Genomic DNA, 25,143 nt, shown 5'->3' with positions numbered 1-25,143 from the left:
ATAAAATACCTCTACGCGCCCGGATGGGCCTGGAGTCAGAAAAACAAGGAGAGCTGTCATGAACCCGACTCGCCGACTGTGGTGGATTCTTGGGATTTTGTTCGTCGTTTCGTTCGCGGCGCTGGGTTTCATCGGGACCGAGATCTACCGGCAGATGCCGCCGGTGCCCGCGGAAGTCGTCAGCGAAAGCGGGGAGATCCTCTACACGCGTGACCAGATCGAACAGGGTCGCCAGGTCTGGCAGACCATGGGCGGCCAGCAGGTCGGCTCGGTCTGGGGACACGGCGCCTACCTGGCACCCGATTGGTCCGCCGACTGGTTGCACCGTGAGGCGCTGGCGCTGCTCGACCGCTGGGCCGAGGAATCCCATCGGCAGAGCTTCGATTCGCTCGACGGTCCGGCGCAGGCGGCGCTGCAGAACCGGCTCGAAACCGAAATGCGCGCGAACCGCTACGATGCGGTTCAGGACCGTCTCGTGGTGTCCGACGATCGCGCCGCGGCCATGGCATTGGCGCATGCTCACTACAAGGCCCTGTTCAGCGATGGCGAATCGCATGCGGTGCTGCGTGAGCAGTTTGCCATCGCCAACGACGCCATCCCGTCCGAGGTCCACCGTGATCTGCTGCCGGCCTTCTTCTTCTGGGCGGCCTGGGCGGCCACGACGGAACGGCCGGGGAGCGATATCACCTATACCAGCAACTGGCCGCATGAGCCTTTGGTGGGCAATTCACCGACGACCGGAACGGCGATGTGGTCGATCGCCTCGATCATCCTGCTGTTGGCAGGGATCGGCGCCCTGACCTGGTACTACGTCGCCACCCACGACGCCGGCCACCTGAGCCAGCCGCCCAAGGATGACCCCCTGCTCGGCCTCGATCCGACGCCCTCCCAGCGAGCGGTGGCGAAGTACTTCTACACCGCCGTCGCCCTCTTCATGGCCCAGATCCTGCTCGGTGCGATCACCGCCCACTACGCGGTCGAGGGGCACGAGTTCTATGGCTTCAACCTGTCGGAAATCCTGCCTTACGCGGTGACCAGGACCTGGCATACGCAGCTGGGAATCTTCTGGATCGCGACGGCCTGGCTGGCCACCGGCCTGTACCTGGCGCCGGCCATTTCCGGGGTCGAGCCGAGGTGGCAGCGTCTGGGTGTCAATGTCCTGTTCGGGGCGCTGCTGGTCGTGGTCGTGGGCTCGATGACCGGTGAGTGGTTCGCCGTCCAGCAGCGCCTCGGTCTGGACGCCAGCTTCTGGATCGGTCATCAGGGCTGGGAGTATGTCGATCTCGGACGGGTCTGGCAGATCGGCCTGTTCGCCGGTCTGTTGATCTGGCTGGCGCTCATGGGGCGGGCCCTGTGGCCGGCGCTGCGCAAGCCGTCCGAACACCGCGCCCTGATCACCATTCTGTTCCTGTCGACCATTGCCATCGGCCTGTTCTACGGCGCTGGCCTGACCTGGGGCAAGCACACCCACCTGTCCATCGTTACCTACTGGCGCTGGTGGGTGGTCCACCTCTGGGTCGAGGGTTTCTTCGAGGTGTTCGCGACCGCGGCCGTGGCGCTGCTGTTCACGCGCCTCGGTCTGGTCCGCGCGCGCCTGGCCACCGATGCGGTACTGTTCGCGACCATCGTGTTCCTGTTCGGGGGCATCCTGGGCACGCTTCACCATCTCTACTTTGCCGGCACGCCGACATCGGTGATCGCCGTTGGTGCCGTGTTTTCAGCCCTTGAAGTGGTTCCCCTCGTACTGATCGGTTTCGAGGCCTACGAAAACTACCGCCTGCGCAAGGCCGCACCCTGGGTGGCGCGCTACAAGTGGCCGATCCTGTTCTTCGTCGCGGTTGCCTTCTGGAACCTGGTCGGGGCCGGCCTGCTCGGCTTTCTCATCAACCCGCCGATCTCCCTCTACTACGTGCAGGGACTGAACACGACCGCCGCGCATGGTCATTCGGCGCTGTTCGGGGTCTACGGCTTGCTCGGCATCGGTCTGATGCTGTTCTGCCTGCGCGGCATGACCCGTGACCGGGCCTGGAACGATCGGCTGCTCAAGCAGACCTTCTGGCTGCTGAATGCGGGCCTGTTCGCGATGGTCTTCTTCTCGCTCCTGCCGGCAGGGATCTACCAGGCCTACTGGTCGGTCAGCGAAGGGCTCTGGCTGGCCCGGTCGCCGGAGGTCATCCATTCAGCCTGGATGCGGGCGATGGTCTGGCTGCGCGTGCCCGGCGACATCGTCTTCGCCGCTGGCGGCGTCACCCTGGCCCTGTTCATCCTGCGGCTGTGGTGGGGAAGCCGGCGCATGACCCGGCGCTCAACGGTCCTCATCGAGGAGCGGGCCAGCGCCGGTTGAGTCGGCGACTTGCCCCTCGACCGATGGAAGGAAGAGGCGGGGGCCGTCGGCCCCCGCTTCGCGTCGAGTCTCAAAGGTCGAAGAAGGCGCGGGCCGTTGCGGTGGTTTCCTCGGCCAATCGGACCGGGCTGACGCCGCGACAGGCGGCCACCGTACCGGCGATCCAGGGCAGCCACTGGGGTTCGTTGCGGTGGCTCTTGACCTTGGGCCGAAGATTGCGCGGCTTGAGGTAGGGCGCATCGGTCTCGATCATCAGGCGATCGGCCGGAATCTCCTGCACGAAGTCCTTCAGGTGATGCCCTCGGCGCTCGTCGCAGATCCAGCCGGTGATGCCGATGTGGCAGTCCAGGGCCAGGTAGTCCAGCATCGCCTCGCGAGTATCGGTGAAGCAGTGCACGACCAGGGCGCCCAGAGAAGATCGAAACTCCTTCAGGATCGCCATGAAGTCCTCGTGCGCTTCGCGCTGATGCAGGAAAACGGGCTTGCCGCAGTCCACGGCCAGCTCCAGCTGGCGCTCGAAGGCGCGGCGCTGGGCCGGGCGGGGCGAGAAATCCCGGAAATAGTCCAGGCCGCATTCGCCCACGGCCACGACGCGCTCGTCGCGGTGCAGCTCGGCCAGGACACTGGCCGTGTCGGCGCTGAAGTCCGCGGCCAGGTGCGGATGCACGCCGGCCGTGGCGCTGAGGATCCCGGGCCATTGCCTTGCCAGTTCCAGGGCCTTGACGCTGCCATCTTCCGAGGCGCCGGTGACGACCATCTGGGTCACGCCCACGGCCCGGGCAGCCTCGATCACCTCGGGCCGGTCCTTGTCGAAGCTGTCGTGGGTGAGATTGCACCCGATGTCGATCATATCCATGGGGAGGGAGTTTAGTGCAAGGCTGCGAGCGCGGTGGCCCGTCGTTCGGCCAGGGGTCGAACGGCGGTGGCGTTGGCTGCTGGTGAGGAGAAGCCTGGGTGCCATCGAATGGGGTTCTTGGCGCGTGGTGTTTCGGGGTGTATTGGACTGAGTTTGGAGGCTGATTGTTGCTGGTGGCTTCTTGGCTGTGCCCGCGACCCCTGGCCGAACGACGGGCCACCGCGCTCGCGGGTTTGGGGTTGGGAGTGGGACTAGTAAGGGATTGAGGGAGTTTTCAGCGGCTTGACGGACTGCTTCTGCCAGCCCGCTGAGTTCGGAAGCACCGTGTAGAGGGCTTCTCGCCTTCTGGGACAAGTGGTAGAGCGGTTTTTTGAACTCCACCGTCGCTTCATCTCCGCTTCGCTCCGAAGCCGCAACGGCTTCGTGATTCGAATAAAATCAGTGATCTCTGCTAGTTCCTCATGCATCCAGTGCCGGCTTAGCTCAGGTGGTAGAGCGGGAAGTGAATTCCGTCTTCGCTTCTTTCGCCTCCGGCGAAAACCGCAAAGACTCCATGATTCGATACAATCCCAAGGTCGGGGACTTTCCTCAGTGATCCAGTGCCGGCTTAGCTCAGGTGGTAGAGCGGTTTCGGAACTCCGCCGTCGCTTCATCTCCGCTGCGCTGCGAAGCCGCAACGACTCCGTGATTGGAATACAATCCCGACTTCAGGGGAAATTCTTCTTGCACCCAGTGCCGGCTTAGCTCAGGTGGTAGAGCAACTGATTTGTAATCAGTGGGTCGGGGGTTCGAATCCTCCAGCCGGCACCATTTAAACTTATTGTTATCAGTAGCTTAAAGAAACAGCGGTCTTGGCGATTCTGTTGAATGGAACGATTTTGCTCTTGAGTTGACTACTACGCGACTACTTCGATATTTTTCGAGGACGACTGGACTAGAAAGCTCTTTCGCTTCGAAGCTTTATTTTGTAAGGGTTCTCGCTCATTATTCATTTTCGGGCCTTGCGGGTATAATTAATGCCGACTGGTCCGTGAGGAGGCCAAACTATGTCAATTCCATATTCTTCCCTAGCCATCGCAAATACCTTTATCGACAACTATGGTCGGAGCAAAGGTATTGAGCACATGAAGCTGCAAAAGCTCGTCTACTGCGCTTATGGGTGGTGGCTGGCCTACGCTGGTTTGGCGGGTAAGCGGTTGACGGCTGATCATCCGGAAATTTGGAGGCATGGGCCAGTTTTTCCAGAGCTGTACCACGCGCTAAAGATTTTTGGACGGTCGGCGATTATGGAGCCGCAGGCCAGAAATCCGTTTCTTGAGCCCGATTTGGTCGAACCTGGAGACACCGACACACAGAAGCTCGTTGGTTGGATTTGGAACCGATACGGCCATTTGACCAGTTTCGCGCTCTCCGATCTTACTCACAAGCCAGGCACCCCTTGGTATCGAGTCGCTCAAGAGAACGATTTTTTAGTGGAGCTGGATACTCAAATTCCTGACCAGTACATATTCGAAGAATTTTCATCGATTTTTGAGCGTGAGTCTGGTAGAGCGAATAAGAGAGCGGCGCATGCTGCGCAGGCTGCACAATCGGGCGGCTAGGTTTTGAGCAAGATTCATCTGGATGAAACTCCTACGCCTGAGGAAGAGGCGGAGGCGGCTTTCAGTACCGAGGATGAACGCAGAGAACGCGCCAAGACTGACTCGATCATCCAAGCAAATCAAGACATTGAAGCGAACCGAGAGCTCCGTTTTAGATATGCTAGCTGGGTTTATAGGTTTCTAATCGGTTACTCAGCATGTGTTTTTCTTCTCCTCGTTGCTAGCGGATGGAGTTTGTGTGGGTTCGAATTGCCGGATAATGTTTTGATAGTCTTGGTCGGCTCTACTGCCGTCAGTGCTATTGGATTGGTTTTGGCGGTCGTTAAAGGTCTATTTCCTAATCACGCTAGCTGAGCCTGCTGCCGTAAAGCAGCGCTCGTGGGTATCCGATTTGAGGTCCTGAGTGATTCTCGCAGGTTTTAAATTAATCGGAAGCGGAAGCGCGTCGCCTCGGAGCTAAGAATGACTGGGGTGGCTAGCAAACTAAATGCTCAACCTCCTCCCGTCGGTCAATCCGGATTCAAGTTATTGAAGGATTCCCCGCGCGCGTAGATGTGTCAAAAATTGAGCCGCAGCGGGGAGTAATTGGGATGCGGATAGGCTTTCCCTTCATTCATCCGTCAATTTTCGAGTGTTTCGATCATCGTTAGGATCGCAGCCAGGTCCACTTTCATAGCCGCTGTTACCTCGAGGTCAGAGTAGCCTCGCTCGCCACGGAATCTGATTAAAGCTTCTTCTCCATTGGTGATCCGGGTTATCAGTTCACGAGTTTCTGGCAGCGAGAGCGGAAAATTGACGGTTTCCCAAACATACCCGGCAGCATTGTTGCGTCGGAAATTCGGCGTTATGGAAGTGGTCCAATCATCTACTCTGATGTCGACCCGATTGGCGAATATCCAGTTCCGGCCGTAGTAGCGGATTCTCAGCGCCCCTGTGACTCGATTTTCCGTTATCTGCCCAACCGCAGCGATATGCGACTTGCGCGAGTACGGCCCAGACATGAGCCGAATTGGCTCAAAGCGGATTACGCGGTCCATCCGGTCGAATTCGACCCAGTGTCGACTAAGCCCATCGATTACTGGGTCTCGTTGTTGTTCGGGCAATGACAAAACGAAATCTTCGAGAAATTCAGACCACTTTGAGCCGCGAATCGTGGCGCCATTACTGAGCCGCATTTCGCTTGGATGATACTCATGTGCGGTGTCTACGCTAATTGTCGACCCATCCCAGAGGGCTTCCCAGGCTTGTTGAGCAATCGAAGGGCTCGGGATAAAAAGCAGAATGACAAGAGGGAATGAAAACTTAGGCACTTTGAATCTCCACTGCAACGCCAGTAGCGGAGTTTATGTGCTCAGGATAGCTCTGTCTAACAGTGGGGGTTCAGTTCCGGCTTAACCAAGGGACGCCCCCTTTAGGAAGCGGCCCCTGTGCCGGAGCTCAGGTTCTCTCACCTGTTGGGGAGTCCTCGAGCAGCGATCAGCTTAACCCAGTGCTCAATAGCTGGAGGGTGCATCCATCCCGGGTCATCTTGCCGCCTTAGCCAATCAGCAAGCGCCTTTGGTTCCACATGAGTGCCTGAGGTTGCGTCCTGGCAGAATTCCAGCAGCGCGGCTTCTGAGGAGTTCCAGGCATGGCAGAGGCGGAGTGCATTTGGCCATGGCGGCGATTCACCTTCCGCGCCGACTCTGCAACGCCCCAGCCCTTGCGCGGGGCTGTTTGGGTTTGGCTCGAAGTGCTGGCACTGCCCGCAACGCACCAGGGTCAGCACCGGGGCGGATATCGGGTTTTCCATTCGGGCGCGTTTCGGGGCAGGCTCGGGCGTGGGCAGCCGGGCGGATTTGCCCGGCGTGATTTTTTCAGAATGGCCCACCCGCCTACTGCCAAAACTGCCAAAAGGGGTATTTGTCGGTTTTGGCAGTACCCGGGGCGGGGTTTCTGGAAGTTTTTTCAGCCGTTCCAGGGCTTCCGCGTAACTCATCGCCGGCAGCCCGGGTTAATGTCATAAGCCAGACTCGGGCGGCCCCCGGTTTCAACGTCCCTGCACTGCAGCCAGCCCGATTCGATCAGGTAGGGCAGCGCCATATCAACGGCCGCCCTATCAAGCCCCGTCCATCCTTTGCGGTATACGTCCCGGGCGCTGAAGGTTGCGGGCAATTCGCCGGCCTGGATTCGCGCCCCTAGCGCTTTGGCGGCCTGGGCTTCAGGAAACAGCGCGGGCGCATACAGTCGCCGGGCGTGGTCTTCCAGGTACTCGGCCCATGCCATCGCCTGAAGCGCAGCCCGTAGCGTGACAGGCCCGCCTTCGGGGTTGTCGGCTAAGTGAATCAATAGGGCAATACTCGGCACCAGTGAGCGTTGCTTGCTTAGCGCGGATTCGAAGGCGGGCGCTTCATTGCCGGCCCTTAGTCGGGTTTCTAGGCGCTCGCGCCATTCGCACCAGGCGTCCTGGGCTTCGTCATCAAACCGAAGAAAAGGTAAGCGGGCGTCAGTGTCCGCCCCGATTTGTTCGGGCCTGATTTCGTCTAAGCGTTGCCACAGGGTATGGGCTTCGTTGCGGGCGTCACTGTCGGGCCATCTATCGACGTTTCGCCAGTCCTTCGGGGCGTCGGGCCAGCTCACAACCTGAAGGCGCTGTAACAGCCCGTCATCGCCTTTCGTGTTGCCCATGGTTTGCCGGACATAAGCGGCAAGCGGGCCAGGCTGGATACCGCCTAGAACCGACACAGTGGCGCTTTCAATATCCACCGTGCCCCGGCCTATTCTGTCGAAGGTAAAGCGGCCAGTTCCGTTCCAGGCTTCGAGATAGAACGCGCGTGCGGATTCGTTTCCTTCCCGCTCCAGATTCGCAAACCAGCCCGTTAACTCATCGCGGAATACCAGCAGCCCGCGCGGGTTGCTCGCCAGCAGTGCGCCCAACATTTCGGGCGTTGCATCCTGAGTGACGTATCGACGGCGTGTGGGCGGTTCCTGTTCATCCTGCAAAGCGCTCAGAGCCAGTTCACCAGCCCGAGCGCGGTTGCCGGCCCGCACGGCTTTTTTTACCTCGGCTTCGGCGTGTTTGCGGGCTTGTGCAGATACCATCTTATCCGCTTCGTGTTCTTTCACCGCCTGTTCGAATTGTTCGCGCGCTTCAACTTCCAGCCTGTAAAGGGGTTTGAGCATTTCGGCCAGCGCTGGCGTTTTCAGCAGCCCCGGCCGGCCCACAATCGCGCCCCATAGATTCGGAACTACCGTCCAGTCATCCTGGCGCTGTGGCCTTATTGCGATTTGCCGGCCCACCACCGCAGCTAGCGACACCATTGCCCCGACGGCCGGAAAATCCGGCGGGCAGGAAACGCGCTCGGCAATATCCATCACCCATGGCTTTAGGGTTGCGGGTAGTAGGGCTTCATCAATTGTCGGAACATCGGGTAGCCCATCGGGCAGCGGCTCAGCCTCAGGCCAGTCCACCGGGCGCGCATCGGTTAGGGCTTGCTGAATAGCGGCGCTCATGGCGTGCCCCCTTGCCGTTGAAGGGCGGCTAAGTCGTTCCAGTCGGAACCTTTGGCACCCGGCGGGAACTCAGGCACCGCCACTAGGCCAGCACAAGCAATTGCAGCGGCGCGCGCCTTTGCAGTGCCCACCGCGTCAGCATCGGCGGCCAGGATGATTTCAGCGGCCGGGCAGCGCTTGCGCGCTTCCACCGCCACCGCCTCAAGGTTGCCCGCATCAAGGGCGGCCAGCGTCAGGGCTTCGGGTTCGATTTCGGCCAGCGTCGCGGCGGTGGCGAATCCTTCCGCAATCAGGATCCGGCTGGCCCCGCGCGTGCCATTCACCGGAATGAATCGGCCCCGCTTGCGGCCCCCCTTAAGCATCCGCTTTTCGCCATCCGGTCCGATAAACTGAAGGCTTGATAACTGCCCATCCCATCCGACAATCGGCAGCACCAGCCGCTGCCCTGATTGCCGGGCACAGTACGGGGCTGCTGCTTTGCGCTTCAGGTAGGCATTGTCCGGGCTTGCCGGTTGCGCCTGATGCCAGATGTCGAGGGCGCGGGCGGCGGCTTTGTTCCAGGTTTGCACCTTTTCGCGTTCGGCCCGTTTCTTCGCTTCGGTGATTTGCCGTCCGAAGGCGGAGCGTTCCTCAAGCGTGAAGTGGTGGCGCTCAGCGTGCCAGGTTTCTGAAAGCCCGCTAGCCCAGCACCCGAAAGCCCCGGCCTGCTCGTGAGGCGCTAGCCAGCACCAGCCCGCGCGATTGTCTCGGCCCTTACCCCTGCCTGGAAATCGGATCCACCGGCCCGACTCGATATGGGTGGGGGGCTCCAGCCCGGCGGCGACTATGGCATCACGGAAGGCGGTATAATTGATTGAGTGCCCAGCCGGCCAGCTAAGCGCACAACTCTCCTGACCCCGCCGATCGGCGGGGTTTTGCTTTCCTGAAATCATAATTAAGCCTCCGCGCTTTCATGCAGGCGCTTGATGAAGGCGTGAATTTCTTCAGCCTTCCAAGCGGCGGCGCGTGGGCCAATCTTTAAGGGGGCGGGAGCGTGGCCCTGCTTGATCCAGCTATACCAAGTGGCCCGAGAGACTGGTACCAAGCCGGTGCCGGCGGGTTCCCCAATGATTTGTGGGAGTCGAAGAAATCCGGTGGTCGGGAGTGATTTTGGACTTTGCATTGCTCTTTGTTTCCTCTTTTTGAGAGTGACGTAGAGCAGCGAGAAAGTCGGGGCGGAAGGTAAAGCGGAGCTTGACAGGGGAGTAAACCAAGGTTTACCGTGTCAACCGTAATAGCGAATGTTATTGCGCTATTCAAACCGATTCCTTTTTACCTGCCGGGCTTCTGCCCGGCTTTTGTGCAAGACCGCAGCGACTCTCAAGCTGCATTTCTGAAGCCTCGGGCGCTGCAACGTCCGGGGCTTCGCTTTTTGCGGGATTACCGCAAGCCGGCTTAGGATACCCGCTGCCTGTTCCTTTATCCAGTAGCGGCATGACGGGGATCACAATATCTTGTGCCGGTGACCGCAGTATAGCGCCATATATTGTGTGATGCCGTTCGGTCCCGACCAAGCTAGGGTCTCGTGTCAGTCGGGTAGTGAGTAGGGGATGGCCGCAACAACAACCGGCCGTCAGCTTTTGAGTCATAAATAGGCGGTGGGCGCGCTCCCAGATACCCGCTGTTCGGGGCTCGCCGGAAGAACCTATGGGGTAGGGTGCTCTGTTGTTCTGAGCATCTTCATTGAGCACGCTGTGTTGTTGAATGTTTGAAGTTCAGGCGCGCCTATCCGCTTTTCGCGCTTCGTCGAGGCTCGACACCTTCGCCGGCGCTTGTGTCATCAAGTCTCGCAGTTTTTCGAGTGCGGCCAGCTTTTCGGCAAAATAGTCGTGACGGTTATAGTGACGCCACTGCACCCCGGATAACCCATGGCTTTGTAGTTGTGCAAGCGTGTCGGATTGCACACCGGCAGCCGCTAACTGGGTTTCGACGGTTGAGCGCAAAGCCCCGAGTGTAAACGGCTTGGTTATCTCGCCAGCCTCTACCATACGGCGCGCCATCGCCTTGACCTGCTTTCCGACTTTGCTTCTATCGGCCCCGCTTTCCCCTTGCGTCAGTGTCACCAGGAACGGCCCCAGCTTCGCCCCCCGCATTTCATCAATCGCGGCCTGAGCTTCGGGCAGGATTGGCACCACATGGCGGCGCGGTTGCGTTCGCTTGCCTTTCGGGTCCCACAGGGTTAACCGTTCGTCGGCAACATCGGCCACCGTTGCTCGGCGCAACTGCTCGAAGCGCTGTCCGCCCAATAGCAGATAAGTTCGCACTAGCGGCCCGGCGGGTTCATCGGGGCGGTTTGCGCGTTTCCAGACGGCTCGTAGTTCCGACAGGCTCAGCGCAACATCCCGGGAATTATTTGCACCTTCTATGGGGGCGGTATCGGCGGCCGGGTTGTGGCTGATCTGGAAGCGGCGAAATGCACTGGCTTGCGCGCTTGTCTTTGCCCGAAGGCCCAGTGCGTAGGCGCGGCGAATGTAGGCGCGTACCTTTCGGGCAGTGGTCAATTTGCCGGCGGTGGTCAGGGGTTCCAGGATCGCCAGCACATCATCAAGGGTCAGCTCTTTCGCGGGCTTGTTCCATTGTTCTGCGTGGTGCTCGATATGGTTTCCAATCGTATTGCCAGCATCGTAGGCGCTCACCTTGCCGCCCTGTTCCATCCATTCGATATAGGCGGCCATCAGCGCCCCGAAGGTGATCGGATTCGCATCGTATTCTTCGGCTTGGCGGCGTTCGGCTTTCCGGGCCCTCTCGGCGGCCAGTTTTTCGGCTTCCAGCGTTTCAAGCAAATCGCGGCCCTCGGCTCGCAATTCCAGAAAGCGGGCAGATAAGGCGCGGGCTTTTGTGCGCGCTTCGGTCAGGCTCAGGGGGTGGCCCTGTCCGTTGTAGTCAGGCAACGCCACCCGGCGTTGTGGCTTGCCATAGCGAAAGAAATAGCGGGCCCCGCCTTGCCGGCCCTGGGCTTCGAGCGCGCCAGCGCCATAGCCCAGTGGCTCGCTCGCGGCTTGCCTGGGCTTCAGGGCATCGACGGTTCGGGTTGTCAGCGTTCGGGTCTTGCGTTTCGAAGTAGTCACCGGCGGGTCTTCTTGCGGGAGAATGCGACTACTATGCGACTACTTCGCGCAAGCTGTCAATGGATATTGTTGGACGTTATTGCCTCATATCCTTAGTAAAACATGGGCTTTAGAGTTTCGCGTTGTATTTCCTCGCGCGTTACTGGTCCGGAAAACGCAGGATTTGTAATCAGTGGGTCGGGGGTTCGAATCCTCCAGCCGGCACCATTTTTCTGTCTGCCAAGACAATGGCAGCGTCTGAGATTAGAGCTACTTGCACTGATTCGAACCCCCGACCATTAACAATCGGGTTCGACTTGCGCGCATCGCGCGTAATCGCTGGAGCGTCAGCGACAGCCCGAAGGGCAAGGCCGCGTAGCGGCCGCAGCAATCCTCCAGCCGGCACCATTTTCGATTGACCGCCGAACAGCCAGTTTTCGACTCGGCGCCTACTTGCACTGATTCGAACCCCCGATAATGAATAATCGGGTTCGACTTGCGCGCTCTGTGCGCAATCGCTGGAGCGTCAGCGACAGCCCGAAGGGCAAGCACGCCAAGCGGGCGCAGCAATCCTCCAGCCGGCGCCATTTTAAATCCCCTAAAATCAATTATTTGCTGGCTTTATCGGTTAGCCCAAAAGCGGCGATTCTCCACTCTGGGGGCACAAGGGGCACTTCTTCTCAAATATTGCCAACAACTAGCAGCTACATTGGGGTCTGAAAAACCACTTTTCATGAAAAATGTTCTTTGAGGAGTGTTTTTCAGATGATAGGATCGTTTTTCAGGTTTGGAAAATAAAAGTGGTTGGATTTCAGAGAAAAGGTGCGTTTTTCATGGCGGGGGCTCATAAAGTTCGATTTTCAGATGCAGTGACGGCTTTTCAGGAGCAACGGCTTCCTGAGGCTGCTACGCCGGCCGGCTATGCTGCGCTGATTGATGCCTATGGCCTTGCAGTGCCTCTGCCCAGAAAGCTTTTTGCGACGGGCAAGCGTCATCGAATCCTCGATCAGGATGGGTGGCGAATTCTTACACCTCGCCATGCCCCGCAAGTCAGCCTGGAAGGCCACCTGACATTTGCTCTTAAGTACGAAGGGTTGGATCTCGCAGTCCTGAAGCGACTATTCCTCACCACGGGTCCTGAGCCTCTGGAGGCATGGGTTCGCGAAACACCTACGGGTGTCTACGCACGTAGGATCTGGTTTCTCTACGAATGGCTGACTGGCGAGACTCTGGATCTGCCAGACGCGTCCGATGGTCGATACGTGCTGGCTGTTGATCCCGATATCCAATTCGGTGGCGAGGAGCGCAACGAATCCAGATATCGCGTGAAGAACAACATGCCGGGCACGCCCAACTTCTGCCCACTTGTGTTTCGTACTGAGGTGCTTGAGGCGTTCACGGCGCAGGATCTTGCAGAGAAGGCCCGCGCTGTGATGGCCGATGTGCCACGCGACATTCTCGCCCGCACGGCTGCATTCCTGCTTCTTAAGGACTCTCGCTCAAGCTACGCCATTGAGGGCGAGAGCGCGCCCCAAGACCGAATCCAGCGCTGGGGCCGTGCGACTGGCGAAGCCGGCCAGAGACCTATCGATATTGATGAGCTTCAGCGTCTGCAGCGCATCGTGATCGGAGACGCACGGTTCGTGAGCATGGGAATACGAGGTGAGGGTGGATTCGTCGGCGAGCATGATCGTGTCACTCAAGTGCCGCTACCGGAACATATCAGCGCCCGCCCTGATGATCTCTTTGGCCTGATTCGGGGGATGAGCGACTTCGATCGAGGGCCTGCGCAGCAGTTGGATCCGGTCATTGCTGCCGCCGCGCTGGCCTTCGGCTTTGTGTATATCCATCCGTTTGATGATGGCAACGGACGAATTCACCGCTATCTAATCCACCACGTTCTCGCTGAGCGCGGGTTCAACCCGCCCGGCGTGGTCTTCCCGGTTTCGTCGGCCATCCTGGAACGGATCGACGACTATCGCGACGTATTGGAAAGCTACTCCAGACGCCTTCTGCCGCTCATCGAATGGGAGCCGACCGAGCGCAACAATGTTGAGGTGCTGAACGATACAGGTGACTACTACCGATTCTTCGACGCAACCTTGCATGCAGAGTTTCTGTACGAATGCGTGCAGAAAACGATCGAGGAAGACCTCCCACAGGAAGCGGATTTTCTGCGCAGATATGATGCCTTCCGCAGCAAGGTGGAGGCTTATATTGATATGCCTGATCGAACTCTCGACCTCTTGTTCAGATTCTTGCAGCAAAACGATGGTTCGTTCTCCAAGCGTGCCCGAGACAAGGAATTCAGCGCGCTGACGGAGGACGAGGTGCGGTATATCGAATCGCTCTACGCAAGAGCATTTGGCCGTGGATCCGCAGGCTGAAAAGCATTCTGCCCTCGCCGCCGAATTGAACCACCTCTTTCCAGCCCGAGTAGGCGTTCTGGCAAGGGTTTGAATGACCCGGAACTTTTCGTCGCTGAAGGCCTTGGGGGTAGTCTGGTATGCTCGCTCTCGGCGTTGGATTCCTGCAATGGGTACTGACGAATTCCGCTTGGAGTATTTCGATGAATGATCGAATCATGGTCAGCCGCGGGCTTGTCTTGATCGTGGTGTCTTCCCTTGTTGCTGTAGCCGCGATGGCGCAGACCCGCCCTGCTGGCAGCAATGAAGTCACCGAGTTCAATGACTGGTACGAGGGTGGTCCGGGTATCGATCAAGCAGAGCTTCTGGCGGGTGATGACGTATTCATAGGGAAAGGCGGCGCGGATACCGCCTCGGGCGGTGCCGGGAACGATATGCTGGATGGCGGTCCTGGTGATGACCTTCTTGAAGGCGGTGAAGGAAATGATCGATTGTTCGGGGCCGCTGGAGATGATCGCTTGCTTGGAGGGAGCGGCGATGATTTGCTCGCAGGCGGTGATGGCAACGATTCTCTGGCTGGAGGAGATGGCATCGACTCGATGCGTGGTGGCGACGGAGACGACCATATCGAGGGCGGAGATGGGGACGACTTCATTCGGGGTGATCGTGGTGGCGATCGTTTGCAGGGCGGTCCTGGGGCGGATACTTATGTTTTTCAATTCGAGGACGATCTGCCGTTCGAATCGCAATCAAGGACTGAAGTCATTGATGGGCCGGGCGAGGGCAATCAAGTCATCTTCATTGGAGGCATGGGGGTGGAGGACGTTGTGATGATCCGCGAGTCTGGGGTCGCTGATCTCGAGATCCAGTATGGCTATGCGGAAGTGCCCAGGAAGTCTCGCCTGTTTGTCCTGAATGGTGCGGATGGCGAGGTCGTTTCCATCTTTCGCTTCTCTGACGGGGAGACGCTGTCCTTCGAGCAGCTCTGCCAAGCCAATCCGGATACTTGCAGGTGAACTGATTCTGGCGCCGCGAAGTCGAGCCCTGCGGAAATCGAATTTGCAGCGATCCTGGTCCTGATGGTCTGCCGTGGATCCGGTGGTCTCAGCAAGCCAACGGAAAAGGGTTTCGACTTGCGCGCATCGCGCGCAGCAATACTCCAGTCGGCGTCATTTTCCATGCTGATTCTTCTCGATTGAAGTGTGCATATGCTGGCTGAATTCGTCCGGGCTTGACCCGGTCTCAGTGTCGGCCGACACTGGTAGACCTGTCATCCGGGAATTTGTCATGCCCAGGATTCGTGCGATTGCGCTGCTGCTCTTGCTGATGGCGGTTGTCGGGCCAGCTCGGGCCGGATGGGATGAGGGCGTGGCGGCGTTTCGGAATGGGGATCTTGCTCGAGCCGTGGCGGAATTCAGTGCCGTTGTCAACGCGCAGCCTGATTTTGCAGGGGGACACTTCATGCTGGCCCAGACCCTTTCGAGTCAGGGCAGCAGGGCTGAAGCGCTTTCTTATTTCAGAAGGGCCTACGAGCTGGATGCCGGAAATGTCGTTTACCAATTTGCCCTGGCCAAGGCCTATCTGGCGAATGGCCGGGCCGCCGAGGCGGTCCAGATGCTCGAGCGGATCGATCCTTCCGCGCTGCCTTCATCGCAGCGTGCGGAGTACCAAGGATTGCTCCAGCAGGCCCGGGCGAACGCCGGGTTTGACTGACCGAGGACCCGCAAAGGATGGAGTGGTCGAACCGGGGCTCGAGACGTAGCAGGTTCTGAACAGCAGGCTGGACGCCTGGCTTCGATCGATCGACTCGTCAGGACCGAGATGTGTGTGCCAGAGAAACAGGCGCCAGCGTCGAGGACCCTGCCAGGCGTTGTTCGTCTTCGGCAGGATTCAGGCGGCAGAGAGGGTGGGTCTGGACGCCGATTCAGCTTGCAATTGAATCAAGCCTTCGAAATACCCCCAGGTCAGATCGATCTGCTCGCTGGCCGATTCCGCCTTGTTGACCACCGCCCGAAAGCTCGCGTTCTCGGGGCGGTCCTTGGCGTACCAGCCCAGGTGCTTGCGGGCGATGCGCACGCCGGCGGTCTCGCCGTAGAAGCGGTGCAGGGCGTCCAGGTGTTCGATGAGGATGTCGCGGACCTCGGTGAGGCTTGGTTCGGGCAGCTGTTCGCCGGTGGCGAGGTAGTGGGCGATTTCGCGGAAGATCCAGGGTCTGCCCTGGGCCGCGCGGCCGATCAGCAGGCCATCGGCCTTGGTGTGTTCCAGGACGGCCTTCGCCTTTTCCGGCGTGTCGATGTCGCCGTTGGCGAGGATCGGGATGCTCAGGTCCTGCTTGATCTTCGCGATCGTGTCGTACTCGGCCTGGCCCGTGTATTTCTGGTCGCGGGTGCGGCCGTGGATGGCGAGCGCCGCGATGCCGGTCTGTTCGGCGATGCGCGCGATGGTCGGGGCGTTCTTCCGGTCCGGGGCCCAGCCGGTGCGGATCTTGAGGGTGACGGGCACGTCGACGGCGGCGACGACGGCCAAGAGGATGCGCTCGACCAGGGCCTCGTCCTGCATCAGGGCGGAGCCGGCCCAGGCCTTGCAGACCTTCTTCGCCGGGCAGCCCATGTTGATGTCGATCAGGTCGGCGCCGAGGGCGACGTTGTGGGCGGCGGCTTCGGCCATGCGTTCGGGGACGGTGCCGGCGATCTGGACGCTGATCGGCTCGGGCTCGCCCGCGTGGTCCATGCGGCTTCGGGATTTTTTCGTGTGCCAGAGGCTCGGGTCGGAGGTGGTCATTTCCGTCGTGGCGAGGCCGGCGCCCAGGCGTTTGCACAGCAATCGGAACGGCTTGTCCGTGACGCCCGCCATGGGCGCCAGGCCGAGATTCGGTTCGATCGTGTAGGGGCCGATGCGCATGGGGGCGAAGTGTATCCCAGCGTTCGGGCCTGTTCCATCGGCGCTCCGGCGGCTATGATGGGGGCAAGCAAGGGGCCGCTTCAGAGTACGACTGGGAGAATCGAGCGCATGAGCGAGTCCGAGCGCCGCCGTTTTCACCGTTTTCCGTTCAATGCCAGCTGCCGTCTTGGCGTGTCCGGCCAGCCGATCGACTGCGATCTGCTGGATCTGTCCATCAACGGCGTGCTGCTCAAGCTGCACGTGGAGCCGGGCCTGGGCCTGAGCTTCGATGGGGAGCTGTCGCTGCGCCTGACCGGCGAGCAGGACGGTCAGGAGATCGATCTGAAGGGCACGGTCCGTGCCGTGCGGGTTCACGCGGATCTGCTGGCCTGTCACTTCACCGGCATGCCGGCCTCCAGCTTCGAGCAGCTGAAAGGCCTGGTCGAGGCGAATCTCGGGGATGCAAGCCTGCTCGATCGCGAGCTGACCCAGCTCGATTACTGGCCTGGGCTGGTGGCCGAGGCCTGAGTCCGGCAGGGGGTCTGGTGGACCACTAGCCGGCCTGGTCCTGATCGACGCCGAACCAGTTGGCCATGCAGGCCTCGAGGGTCTCCAGGCCCTGGCCGCTGGTCGCGGAGAAGACCTGCACGCCGACCCGCTCGTCGACGCGGTTGCGGACCTTGATCAGCGCTTCCTTCTGCTTGCCGCGACCGAGCTTGTCGGCCTTGGTCAGCACCAGATGCAGGGCCAGGCCGCGAGCGCCGGCCCATTCGATCAGCTCGATGTCCTGGGGCTTGAGGGGATGGCGGATGTCCATCAGCACCACCAGGCCGATCAGGGACTGGCGCCGGTCGAGGTAGCTCTGGATCAGGCCGTGCCAGTGCTTCTTCAGGGCGCCGCCGACCTTGGCGTAGCCATAGCCGGGCAGGTCGACGAGGTGGCGGGACTCATCGAGCCTGAAGAACACCAGCTGGCGCGTGCGGCCCGGCGTGCGACTGGTACGCGCTAGGTGGTTCTGGCGGCAAAGACGGTTGAGCAGGCTGGACTTGCCCGCGTTGGAGCGGCCGGCGATGGCCACTTCGATGCCTTGATCGGGGGGCAGCTGTGCCAGTTCGTGCACGCTGTCCAGATAGACTGCGCGGTGAAGCAGGGGTCGAATATCACTCACGGGCTGGCACGCTCGACGACTTCCGGCGATAATATCAGGTCCAGTTTGTATGCGTAACACGGAGTTCCAACCGATCATGGTCCGATTCATGCTGATGCTCCTCGTCTTCCTGCCGGTCGCCGTTTCGGCCGCGGGCGATCCTGCCGCCGGTGAAGCCAAGTCCGGGGTCTGCGCCGCCTGCCACGGCATGGACGGCAATAGTGCCGTTTCGGCCTGGCCCAAGATTGCCGGCCAGCACGAGGACTACATTGCCCGCCAGACGCGCATGGTGCGCGATCAGCAGCGCAACGTTCCCGAGATGTACCCGATGGTCATGAACCTGTCGGATCAGGACATTGCCGACATCGCGGCCTATTTCGCCAGCCAGACCCTGATGCCGGGCGTGGCCGACGAGGCCCTGGTCGAGCTGGGTCGTCAGATCTACCACGGCGGCAACGCCGATAGCGGCGTGCCGGCCTGCGCAGCCTGCCACGGCCCGGCGGGCTCCGGCGTCCTCGGTGCCAACTACCCGGTGGTTCAGGCCCAGCACGCCGATTACACGGCCAGTCGCCTGACCCGCTATCGCGATGGCGAGACCAATGGTGAGAACGACCCCTACAGCCGGATCATGGTCGGCGTGGCCACGAACCTGACCGACGAGGAAATCAATGCCGTCAGCTCCTACATCGAAGGGCTGCACATGGCGCGTTGGCAGGATGCAGCAGGGAACTGATCGTCCGGATCCGGGTCTTCTAGAACGACACTCACTCAAGCGACGGAACTGATTCATGTCCAGAATGCTCATCATCGGATGCCTGGCCGCACTGCTGGCCGGCGCGGCTCAGGCCCAGCCCTTCATCGAAGGCACCCATTACCATCGCATCGACGGTCCGTCCGTGCCGATCGAAGATCGCGTCGAAGTGATCGAGGCATTTGCCTATCCCTGCGGTGCCTGCAACAATTTCGAGCCCTACATGAAGGCCTGGGAAGAGACCCTGCCGGACTATGTCGATGTGCAGCGTCTGCCGGTGCCGCTCCAGCAGGGCTGGGAGTTGTTTGCGCTGGGTTTCTACACCGCCCAGATCATGGGCGTGGACCTGCATGACGTTCATGGTGCGGTGTTCGAGGCGATCCACGACCAGCGTCGCCCGATCCGCTCCCTCGAGGACCTGGCCGAGATCTATGCGGAGAACTCCGACGTCACCGTCGAGTCCTTCGTCGCCACGGCGGGCACCTTCGCCGTCGACTCGGCCATGCGCAAGAATCGCTCCGACCTGACCCGCTTCGGCGTCCGTTCCACGCCCACGATCATCGTCCAGGGCAAGTGGCGGATCACGCCGGGCAGCGGTTACACCTCCTACGAGCAGTTGCTGGGGGCGATCGATTTCCTGATCGCCCGCGAAGCCGCCGAGCTGGGTCTGGACGGCAGCGACAGCGATGCCGACGTCGAGGAAGCGGCCGAGACGGCCGAGCCCGACACCCACTGAGGCGCTCGCCGCATCGCAAGCTCGACCCTCGCGTGACTACCGGCCGACGCCAGCTCAGGCTGCTGAGCTACAACATCCAGGCCGGCACCACCACCGCGAACTATCGGGAGTACCTGACCAAGAGCTGGCGTCAGGTACTCCCGAACAACCAGCGCATCGCCAATCTCGACTCGATTGCCGAACTGGTGGCCGACTACGACATCGTGGCCCTGCAGGAAGTCGACTGCGGCAGCCTTCGTTCCGGCTTTCTCAACCAGGCCAAGTACCTGGCGACCCACGCTGGATTTCCCCATTGGCATCATCAGGGCAATCGCAAGGTCGGTGTGCTGGCGCACGCCGGCAACGGGCTGCTCAGCCGCATTCCCCCCAGCGAAGTCGAAGAACACAAGCTGCCCGGGGCCATCCCGGGGCGCGGGGCGATGGTCGCGCGTTTCGGCGAAGGCCCGGCTGCCCTCTGGCTGGTGGTGCTGCATCTGGCCCTGGGCCGGCGCGCCCGCTCCCAGCAGCTCGACTACGTGGCCGGACTGATTCGCGACTACCCGCACGTGGTGGTGATGGGGGATCTGAACACCGGTCCCGGGTCGCGCGAGCTCTCCCAGTTCTGCGATCGCGCCGGTCTGATCATTCCGGATCGGGACATCCGGACCTTTCCGTCCTGGGAGCCGAAGCGCGCCATCGACCACATCCTGGTGTCGCCGGACATGGACATCGCCGATCTCCAGGCCCTGCCGGTGACCTTCTCCGATCATCGGCCGCTGGCCATGAGTCTGAACCTGGATCTGAAGATTCCGCTACCCGACCAGACCCATCCGTAGCGCGACCAGGATCAGCACGATCCCGAAGATCCGGGCCAGGCGCCGGGCCGGCAGGCGATGGGCCAGGGCGACACCGAGCGGTGCAGAGGCCGCGCCGCCGAGGCCGATCAGCAGGGCCGCCGGCCAGTGCACGTAACCGATCAGCCAGGGCGTGTCGCCGGCCGGGGGCGCGGTGATCAGAAAGGTGATCGTGCCGCCGAGGCCGATCAGCCAGCCGCAGGTCGACGCCATGGCTACGGCGCGTACCGTCGAATAGCCGTTGTAGATCAGGTAGGGCACGTTGAAGCTGCCGCCGCCGATCCCGATCATCGCCGAGACGGCACCGATCAGCGGGCCGGCCAGCCACCAGGCCCGTGGCGCCGGCTCGCGGTCCGGGGCCGAGCGGGGGCGGGCGAGGAGCATGCGAAGTCCGATCAGTGCGGCGACCACCGCAAAGACCCGACTCAGGACCACGCCATCCAGCCAGGTGGCCAGCCAGGCGCCGCCCAGGGCGCCCAGGGTGACGGCCGGTGCGAGGCGAGCGATGACCTGCGGGTCGATGGCCCGGCGACGTAGATGGAACCCGATGGCACTGGCCGAGGTCAGCAACATGGAGGCCAGGGCGCTGGCCACGGCGACGGCCATCAGCGCGTCGGCGGGCAGGCTATAGCGGCCGAGCAGCACGACCAGGGCCGGCACGATGACCAGACCGCCGCCGATGCCGAGCAGGCCGGCGAGGACGCCGGCCACGGCGCCGACGATCAGAAGCATGAGGAGCAGCTCGATCACTTGTTCGAATTCGAATCCCGGCGCATCATGAACGGGCCTGTTGGAGTATTGCAGTTTTTCATGGAGAACTCACTGAGATCGCGGATCTTCGGCGTCCTGGTCCTGCTGGCCCTGTCGCTGACGGGTCCCGTGACGGCCAATCTGGATCTGGATGCCCAGCGCGAACGATTCCGAGAGGGTTGGGCGGCCGCCGCCCGTGGCGATCAGTCGGCCACCCTCGACGCGATCCGGGATCTGGGCGACTACCCGCTCAAGCCCTATCTTGAATTCGAGCTGCTGCGTCAGCGCATCGATCGGGTTCCGGAAGGGGTCATGGAGCAGTTCCTGGCGCGCTATCGCGATTGGTCCTTTGCCAGTCGACTGGAGCAGCAGTGGCTCCGGAGCCTGGCGCGGGTGGGCGACTACGAGGTGCTCCGACGTCATGGGGCCGCCAGCGAGGATGCGATCGTGCGCTGCCATCTGGCCCGCGCCGATCTGGCCGATGGGCGACTGGAGGGCCTGGTCGAGCGGACCACCGAGCTCTGGCGCGTCGGCCATTCCCAGCCCGAGGACTGCGATCTGCTGTTCGACTGGTGGCGCAGCAACAATCATCTGACCGCCGAAATCGCCTGGCAGCGCTTCGGCCTGGCGATGGAGGAGGGCCATGTCGATCTGGCTCGCTACCTGCGCCGCTACCTCGACGCCGACCGGGATTACTGGGCCGAGCGCTGGCTGGCGATCGAGGCCCGGCCCTGGCCGACCCTGCGCCAGGCGAGGCAGTGGATCGACCATCCGCAGTCACGTCAGCTGCTGACCTCGACGCTCAGGGGTCTGGCGGGAAGCGACTGGGAGCGTGCCCGCGACGCCTGGGGCCTGCTCGAACCGCATTTTTCCTGGACCGAAGCGCAGCGGGCCGGCATCGAGCGACAGCTGGCCCTGTTCCAGGCCGTGGCCCTGGATCCGGATGCCGTGGCGGTGATCGATGCTCTGCCCACAGGACAGCTCGATCAGCAGATGCTGGAATGGCGGGCGCGCGCGGCCATGGCCCATGGCCACTGGCAGGACGTGCTGGCGTCGATCGAGGCGATGAGCCTGCGCGAACAGGCCCGAGACCGATGGCGCTACTGGCGCGGCCGGGCCCTGGCGGCCCTGCAGCGCCCAGAGGCCCTGCTGGCCTATGCCAGCCTGGCGGCCGAGGCCAACTACTACGGATTTCTGGCCGCGCAGGCCCTGGGGCAGGATCTGCAGTTATGCAGCGAGGAGTTGCACGCCGATGCCGAGATGCAGCGACGCCTGATGCGCGACGCGGAGTTCGAGCGGGCGCTGGAGCTGCACCGTGCGGGTCTGATATGGCACGCACGCTGGACCTGGTTCCGCGTCACCCGCCGCCTGGGTCAGGCCGAACTGCACCAGGCCGCGCTGCTGGCCGCCGGGCAGGGCTGGCACGATCGAGCGATCCATGCCCTCGGCAATGCCGGTACGCTCCAGGCCTACCCCTGGCGCTTCCCGCTGATCGAGCGGGCTCGGGTCCTGAACGAAGCCGGTCGCAATGGCGTCGATCCGGCCCTGGTCTATGGGCTGATGCGGGCCGAATCGGCCCTGCAGCCCGATGCGCTCTCGCCGGCCGGTGCGCGCGGCCTGCTCCAGCTCATGCCGGGGACGGCCAGTCAAGTGGCGCGCCGCCACGGCCTGCGCTACGGCGGCCGCCAGGACCTGATGCAGCCCAGCATCAATATTCCGCTCGGGGTCGCCCATCTGTCGGAGCTTCAGGATCAGTTCAACGGCGACTGGATCCACGTCGCGGCGGCCTACAATGCCGGCGCCGGCGCCGTGCGTCGCTGGCTGGATTCCCGGCCCTTCACCGAGGCCGATGTCTGGCTCGAGACCCTGCCGTTCTACGAGACCCGCGACTACGTGCCGCGGGTGCTGGCTTTCGCCACCATCTACGAGTGGCAGCTCGGCCGTGACCCGCAGCTGCTGGCCCGACACGTGCGGCCATCGGCCGGTGGCGCGCCGGCGGTCTTCAGCTGCGCGCCATGACGGGTAGAATAGGCGGTTCCATCATCAAGCCGCGGAGCCAAAGAGCACGCCATGAACGTCTTCATTCTGGGGGGATCGGGATTCGTCGGAGGTCATCTCGCGCGCCGTCTGGCCGCTGAGGGACATCAAGTCACCATTGCCACGCGCTATCCGCCGGCGGCCCGGCATCTGCAGGTCATCCCCGGTCTGAAGATCGCGCGGGTCAACCCCTACGATCTGGACTCGTTGACGGCGGCGCTGGAGGGCCAGGACGTGGCCATCAACCTGGTCGGTATCCTCAACGAGCGAGGCTTCGGTGGCCGCGGGTTCAAGCGCGCCCACGTCGAGCTGGTCGAAAAGCTGATCATTTCCTGCGAGGCCGCCCGTGTGCGCCGACTCATCCAGATGAGCGCGATCAACGCCGGTCTCGGTGACAGCCACTACCTGCGCACGCGCGGGCAGGCGGAAGAGCTGGTGATGGGCGCCTGGCGCGATGGCCAGCTCAATACGACGATCTTCCGTCCCTCGGTGATCTTCGGCCCCGACGACAGCTTCATCAATCGCTTTGCCGGTCTGCTCAAGCTCTCGCCGGTGTTACCGCTGGCCCGTCCGAACGCGCGCTTCGCGCCGGTCTACGTCGGCGATGTGGCCGAGGCCTTCGCGCGCGCCGTCAGCGACGAGTCGACCCATGGCCGGATCTACGAACTCTGCGGCTCGGAGCTCTGGAGCCTGAAGGAAATGGTGCGCTGGGTGCGCGACCAGCTCGGACTCAAGCGCATGGTCGTGGGCCTGCCCGACGCGTTGGGGCGACTCCAGGCCCTGGCCTTCGACTTCGTGCCGGGCAAGCCCTTCTCCAGCGACAACTACAAGTCGCTCAAGCACGACAGCGTGTGCACCGACAACGGTCTGATCGAACTGGGCATCGAACCCTGGGGCCTGTCTCAGCTGGCGCCCTCCTGGCTGGGGCCGGCGACGCGTCAGCAGCGCTACCAGGCCTTCCGACGTCAGGCGCGGCGTGGGGGGCACTGAGGTCGACGACGAGCTGACCCGTGGCCTGGACTGCTACCAGGTCGGGGGGTCGGTTCGTGACGCCCTGCTCGGGCTGACTTCGGAAGACCGGGATTACGTGGTGGTCGGCGCCGGGCCGGAAGAGATGGTCCGGCGTGGCTTCAGGCCCGTGGGTCGAGATTTTCCGGTCTTCCTGCATCCCGAAACGCATGAGGAATATGCCCTTGCCCGGACGGAGCGCAAGTCCGGCCACGGCTATCGGGGCTTCGTCTTTCATGCCGGCCCGGACGTGACCCTCGAACAGGATCTCATCCGCCGGGACCTGACCATCAACGCCATGGCCCTGAGCGCCGACGGCACCTTGATCGATCCTTTCCATGGACGCCTGGATCTGAACGAGCGCCTGCTTCGGCACGTCTCCGACGCCTTCGCCGAAGACCCGCTTCGCGTGCTGCGGTTGGCCCGCTTCGCGACCCGTTTCAGCGAGTTCCGGATCGCCCCCAGGACCCTCGCGCTGTGCCGACAGATGGTCGAATCGGGCGAACTGGATCATCTCGTGCCCGAGCGCGTCTGGCAGGAAACCCGCCGGGCCCTGATGCACGAGCAGCCCTCGCGCTTCTTCGATGTGCTGCGCGAGACCGGGGCGCTGGCCATCGTCTTCCCGGAGGTCGAAGCCCTGTTCGGCGTGCCCCAGCCCGAGCGATATCATCCGGAGATCGACTCCGGTCGCCACACCCTGATGGTCCTGGATCAGGCTGCCCGCCTGGGGGCGCCGCTGGCGGTTCGCTACGCCTGTCTGGTGCATGATCTGGGCAAGGCGCTGACGCCGCGCGCGGAATGGCCCTCGCACCGCGGCCACGAAAAACGCGGCCTCGAGCCGATTGCCGAAGTCAGCCGCCGCCTGGCGGTGCCGAGTGAATGCCGGGATCTGGCCCTCAAGGTCGGCGAGTTTCACCTGCATTCGCATCGAGCGCTGGAGCTCAGGCCGGCGACCGTGCTCAGACTCTTCGAGCAGCTCGATGCCTTCCGCAAGCCCGAGCGTCTGACACATTTCCTGCTGGCCTGCCAGGCCGACCTGCGCGGGCGCCTGGGGCGTGAGGATGACCCCTATCCCCAGGGCGAATTCCTGCGCCGCGCGCATGCGGCAGCCGCCGAGGTGGAGGCGCGGCCCTTCGTCGAGCAGGGTCTCGAGGGGCCGGCCATCGCCGAGGCCATGGCTCGGGAACGGCAGCGGCGCATCGAGTGCCTCCGCGCTGAACTCGACGCCTAGTGACCCATGCGGCTGATTAGGTAAC

21 protein-coding genes and 1 tRNA gene are annotated in these 25,143 nt (G+C 62.2%); 13 read left to right on the top strand and 9 right to left on the bottom strand.

What is annotated here, in order from left to right; all coding sequences use genetic code 11:
- The first annotated feature begins 58 nt into the window (after positions 1-58).
- Positions 59-2,344: a nitric-oxide reductase large subunit gene (locus WM2015_RS13030; RefSeq protein ID WP_049726454.1), complete on the top strand. Its 2,286-nt coding sequence runs from the start codon at positions 59-61 to the stop codon at positions 2,342-2,344.
- 70 nt (positions 2,345-2,414) lie between these two features.
- Here the strand turns inward: WM2015_RS13030 and WM2015_RS13025 are convergent, their stop codons facing one another.
- Positions 2,415-3,200, bottom strand: coding sequence for a TatD family hydrolase (locus WM2015_RS13025; protein ID WP_049726453.1), 786 nt, complete (start codon positions 3,198-3,200; stop codon positions 2,415-2,417).
- Between the two features lie 734 nt (positions 3,201-3,934).
- Here WM2015_RS13025 and WM2015_RS13020 point away from each other — a divergent pair.
- Positions 3,935-4,010 (top strand) — tRNA-Thr (locus tag WM2015_RS13020).
- A gap of 314 nt (positions 4,011-4,324) precedes the next feature.
- Positions 4,325-4,801, top strand: coding sequence for a Panacea domain-containing protein (locus WM2015_RS13015; protein ID WP_049726452.1), 477 nt, complete (start codon positions 4,325-4,327; stop codon positions 4,799-4,801).
- Between the two features lie 620 nt (positions 4,802-5,421).
- Here the strand turns inward: WM2015_RS13015 and WM2015_RS15930 are convergent.
- From WM2015_RS15930 to WM2015_RS12995, 5 genes are all read right to left on the bottom strand, one after another.
- On the bottom strand, positions 5,422-6,111 hold the full coding sequence (locus WM2015_RS15930) for a hypothetical protein (RefSeq protein WP_156201188.1): 690 nt from the start codon (positions 6,109-6,111) through the stop codon (positions 5,422-5,424).
- 664 nt (positions 6,112-6,775) lie between these two features.
- On the bottom strand, positions 6,776-8,293 hold the full coding sequence (locus WM2015_RS13005; RefSeq protein ID WP_082169741.1) for a YfjI family protein: 1,518 nt from the start codon (positions 8,291-8,293) through the stop codon (positions 6,776-6,778).
- Positions 8,290-8,862 carry a toprim domain-containing protein gene (locus tag WM2015_RS16080; RefSeq protein ID WP_169751182.1) on the bottom strand — a complete coding sequence of 191 codons (573 nt, stop codon included), beginning with the start codon at positions 8,860-8,862 and terminating at the stop codon, positions 8,290-8,292. Before WM2015_RS16080 ends, WM2015_RS13005 begins: the two co-directional genes overlap by 4 nt.
- Positions 8,863-9,227: 365 nt before the next feature.
- Positions 9,228-9,455 carry a helix-turn-helix transcriptional regulator gene (locus tag WM2015_RS15670; RefSeq protein ID WP_082169740.1) on the bottom strand — a complete coding sequence of 76 codons (228 nt, stop codon included), beginning with the start codon at positions 9,453-9,455 and terminating at the stop codon, positions 9,228-9,230.
- Positions 9,456-10,047: 592 nt separating this feature from the next.
- Positions 10,048-11,400, bottom strand: a complete 1,353-nt coding sequence (locus WM2015_RS12995; protein ID WP_156201187.1) for a tyrosine-type recombinase/integrase — start codon at positions 11,398-11,400, stop codon at positions 10,048-10,050.
- Positions 11,401-12,119: 719 nt separating this feature from the next.
- On the opposite strand from WM2015_RS12995, the gene WM2015_RS12990 reads away from it, so the two are divergent.
- The 3 genes from WM2015_RS12990 to WM2015_RS12980 all read left to right on the top strand — a co-directional run bounded on the left by WM2015_RS12990 (position 12,120) and on the right by WM2015_RS12980 (position 15,458).
- Entirely contained in the window at positions 12,120-13,766 is a 1,647-nt protein-coding gene (locus tag WM2015_RS12990; RefSeq protein ID WP_049726448.1) for a Fic family protein, read from the top strand.
- A gap of 182 nt (positions 13,767-13,948) precedes the next feature.
- The gene (locus tag WM2015_RS12985; protein ID WP_169751181.1) at positions 13,949-14,761 is read left to right on the top strand and encodes a calcium-binding protein; all 813 of its coding nucleotides are present in this window, start codon (positions 13,949-13,951) and stop codon (positions 14,759-14,761) included.
- A gap of 271 nt (positions 14,762-15,032) precedes the next feature.
- Positions 15,033-15,458, top strand: a complete 426-nt coding sequence (locus tag WM2015_RS12980) for a tetratricopeptide repeat protein (RefSeq protein ID WP_156201186.1) — start codon at positions 15,033-15,035, stop codon at positions 15,456-15,458.
- A 177-nt stretch (positions 15,459-15,635) separates the two neighbouring features.
- Here the strand turns inward: WM2015_RS12980 and dusB are convergent, their stop codons facing one another.
- Entirely contained in the window at positions 15,636-16,646 is a 1,011-nt protein-coding gene (dusB, locus tag WM2015_RS12975) for a tRNA dihydrouridine synthase DusB (protein ID WP_049726445.1), read from the bottom strand.
- A gap of 108 nt (positions 16,647-16,754) precedes the next feature.
- Here dusB and WM2015_RS12970 point away from each other — a divergent pair, with 108 nt between their 5' ends.
- Positions 16,755-17,153: a PilZ domain-containing protein gene (locus WM2015_RS12970; RefSeq protein WP_049726444.1), complete on the top strand. Its 399-nt coding sequence runs from the start codon at positions 16,755-16,757 to the stop codon at positions 17,151-17,153.
- 25 nt (positions 17,154-17,178) lie between these two features.
- Here WM2015_RS12970 and yihA read toward each other — a convergent pair whose 3' ends face one another.
- Positions 17,179-17,793: a ribosome biogenesis GTP-binding protein YihA/YsxC gene (yihA, locus tag WM2015_RS12965; RefSeq protein ID WP_245609771.1), complete on the bottom strand. Its 615-nt coding sequence runs from the start codon at positions 17,791-17,793 to the stop codon at positions 17,179-17,181.
- Between the two features lie 76 nt (positions 17,794-17,869).
- Here yihA and WM2015_RS12960 point away from each other — a divergent pair, with 76 nt between their 5' ends.
- Genes WM2015_RS12960 through WM2015_RS12950 form a run of 3 tightly spaced genes read left to right on the top strand, consistent with a single transcriptional unit; the run spans position 17,870 to position 20,074 of the window.
- Complete coding sequence (locus tag WM2015_RS12960; RefSeq protein WP_169751180.1) at positions 17,870-18,505, top strand: c-type cytochrome; 636 nt, start codon at positions 17,870-17,872, stop codon at positions 18,503-18,505.
- A gap of 55 nt (positions 18,506-18,560) precedes the next feature.
- Complete coding sequence (locus WM2015_RS12955; protein WP_082169738.1) at positions 18,561-19,259, top strand: thiol:disulfide interchange protein DsbA/DsbL; 699 nt, start codon at positions 18,561-18,563, stop codon at positions 19,257-19,259.
- Positions 19,260-19,291: 32 nt separating this feature from the next.
- A complete protein-coding gene (locus WM2015_RS12950; RefSeq protein WP_049726441.1) occupies positions 19,292-20,074 on the top strand; it encodes an endonuclease/exonuclease/phosphatase family protein in 783 nt (260 codons plus the stop codon).
- Here the strand turns inward: WM2015_RS12950 and WM2015_RS12945 are convergent.
- On the bottom strand, positions 20,051-20,824 hold the full coding sequence (locus WM2015_RS12945; RefSeq protein ID WP_156201183.1) for a sulfite exporter TauE/SafE family protein: 774 nt from the start codon (positions 20,822-20,824) through the stop codon (positions 20,051-20,053). The two genes, WM2015_RS12950 and WM2015_RS12945, sit on opposite strands and share 24 nt — an antisense overlap.
- A 78-nt stretch (positions 20,825-20,902) precedes the next feature.
- On the opposite strand from WM2015_RS12945, the gene WM2015_RS12940 reads away from it, so the two are divergent.
- Genes WM2015_RS12940 through WM2015_RS12930 form a run of 3 tightly spaced genes read left to right on the top strand, consistent with a single transcriptional unit; the run spans position 20,903 to position 25,118 of the window.
- Complete coding sequence (locus tag WM2015_RS12940) at positions 20,903-22,861, top strand: lytic transglycosylase domain-containing protein (protein ID WP_169751179.1); 1,959 nt, start codon at positions 20,903-20,905, stop codon at positions 22,859-22,861.
- A gap of 51 nt (positions 22,862-22,912) precedes the next feature.
- Complete coding sequence (locus tag WM2015_RS12935) at positions 22,913-23,869, top strand: complex I NDUFA9 subunit family protein (RefSeq protein ID WP_049726438.1); 957 nt, start codon at positions 22,913-22,915, stop codon at positions 23,867-23,869.
- A gap of 25 nt (positions 23,870-23,894) precedes the next feature.
- Entirely contained in the window at positions 23,895-25,118 is a 1,224-nt protein-coding gene (locus WM2015_RS12930) for a multifunctional CCA addition/repair protein (protein WP_049727097.1), read from the top strand.
- Positions 25,119-25,143 lie beyond the last annotated feature (25 nt).

It is taken from the genome of Wenzhouxiangella marina, from assembly GCF_001187785.1.
In the GTDB taxonomy this organism is placed as follows: Bacteria; Pseudomonadota; Gammaproteobacteria; order Xanthomonadales; family Wenzhouxiangellaceae; genus Wenzhouxiangella; species Wenzhouxiangella marina.
The sequence above is the reverse complement of the archived record's forward strand: the minus strand, read 5'-3'. Positions and strand labels throughout refer to the sequence as shown.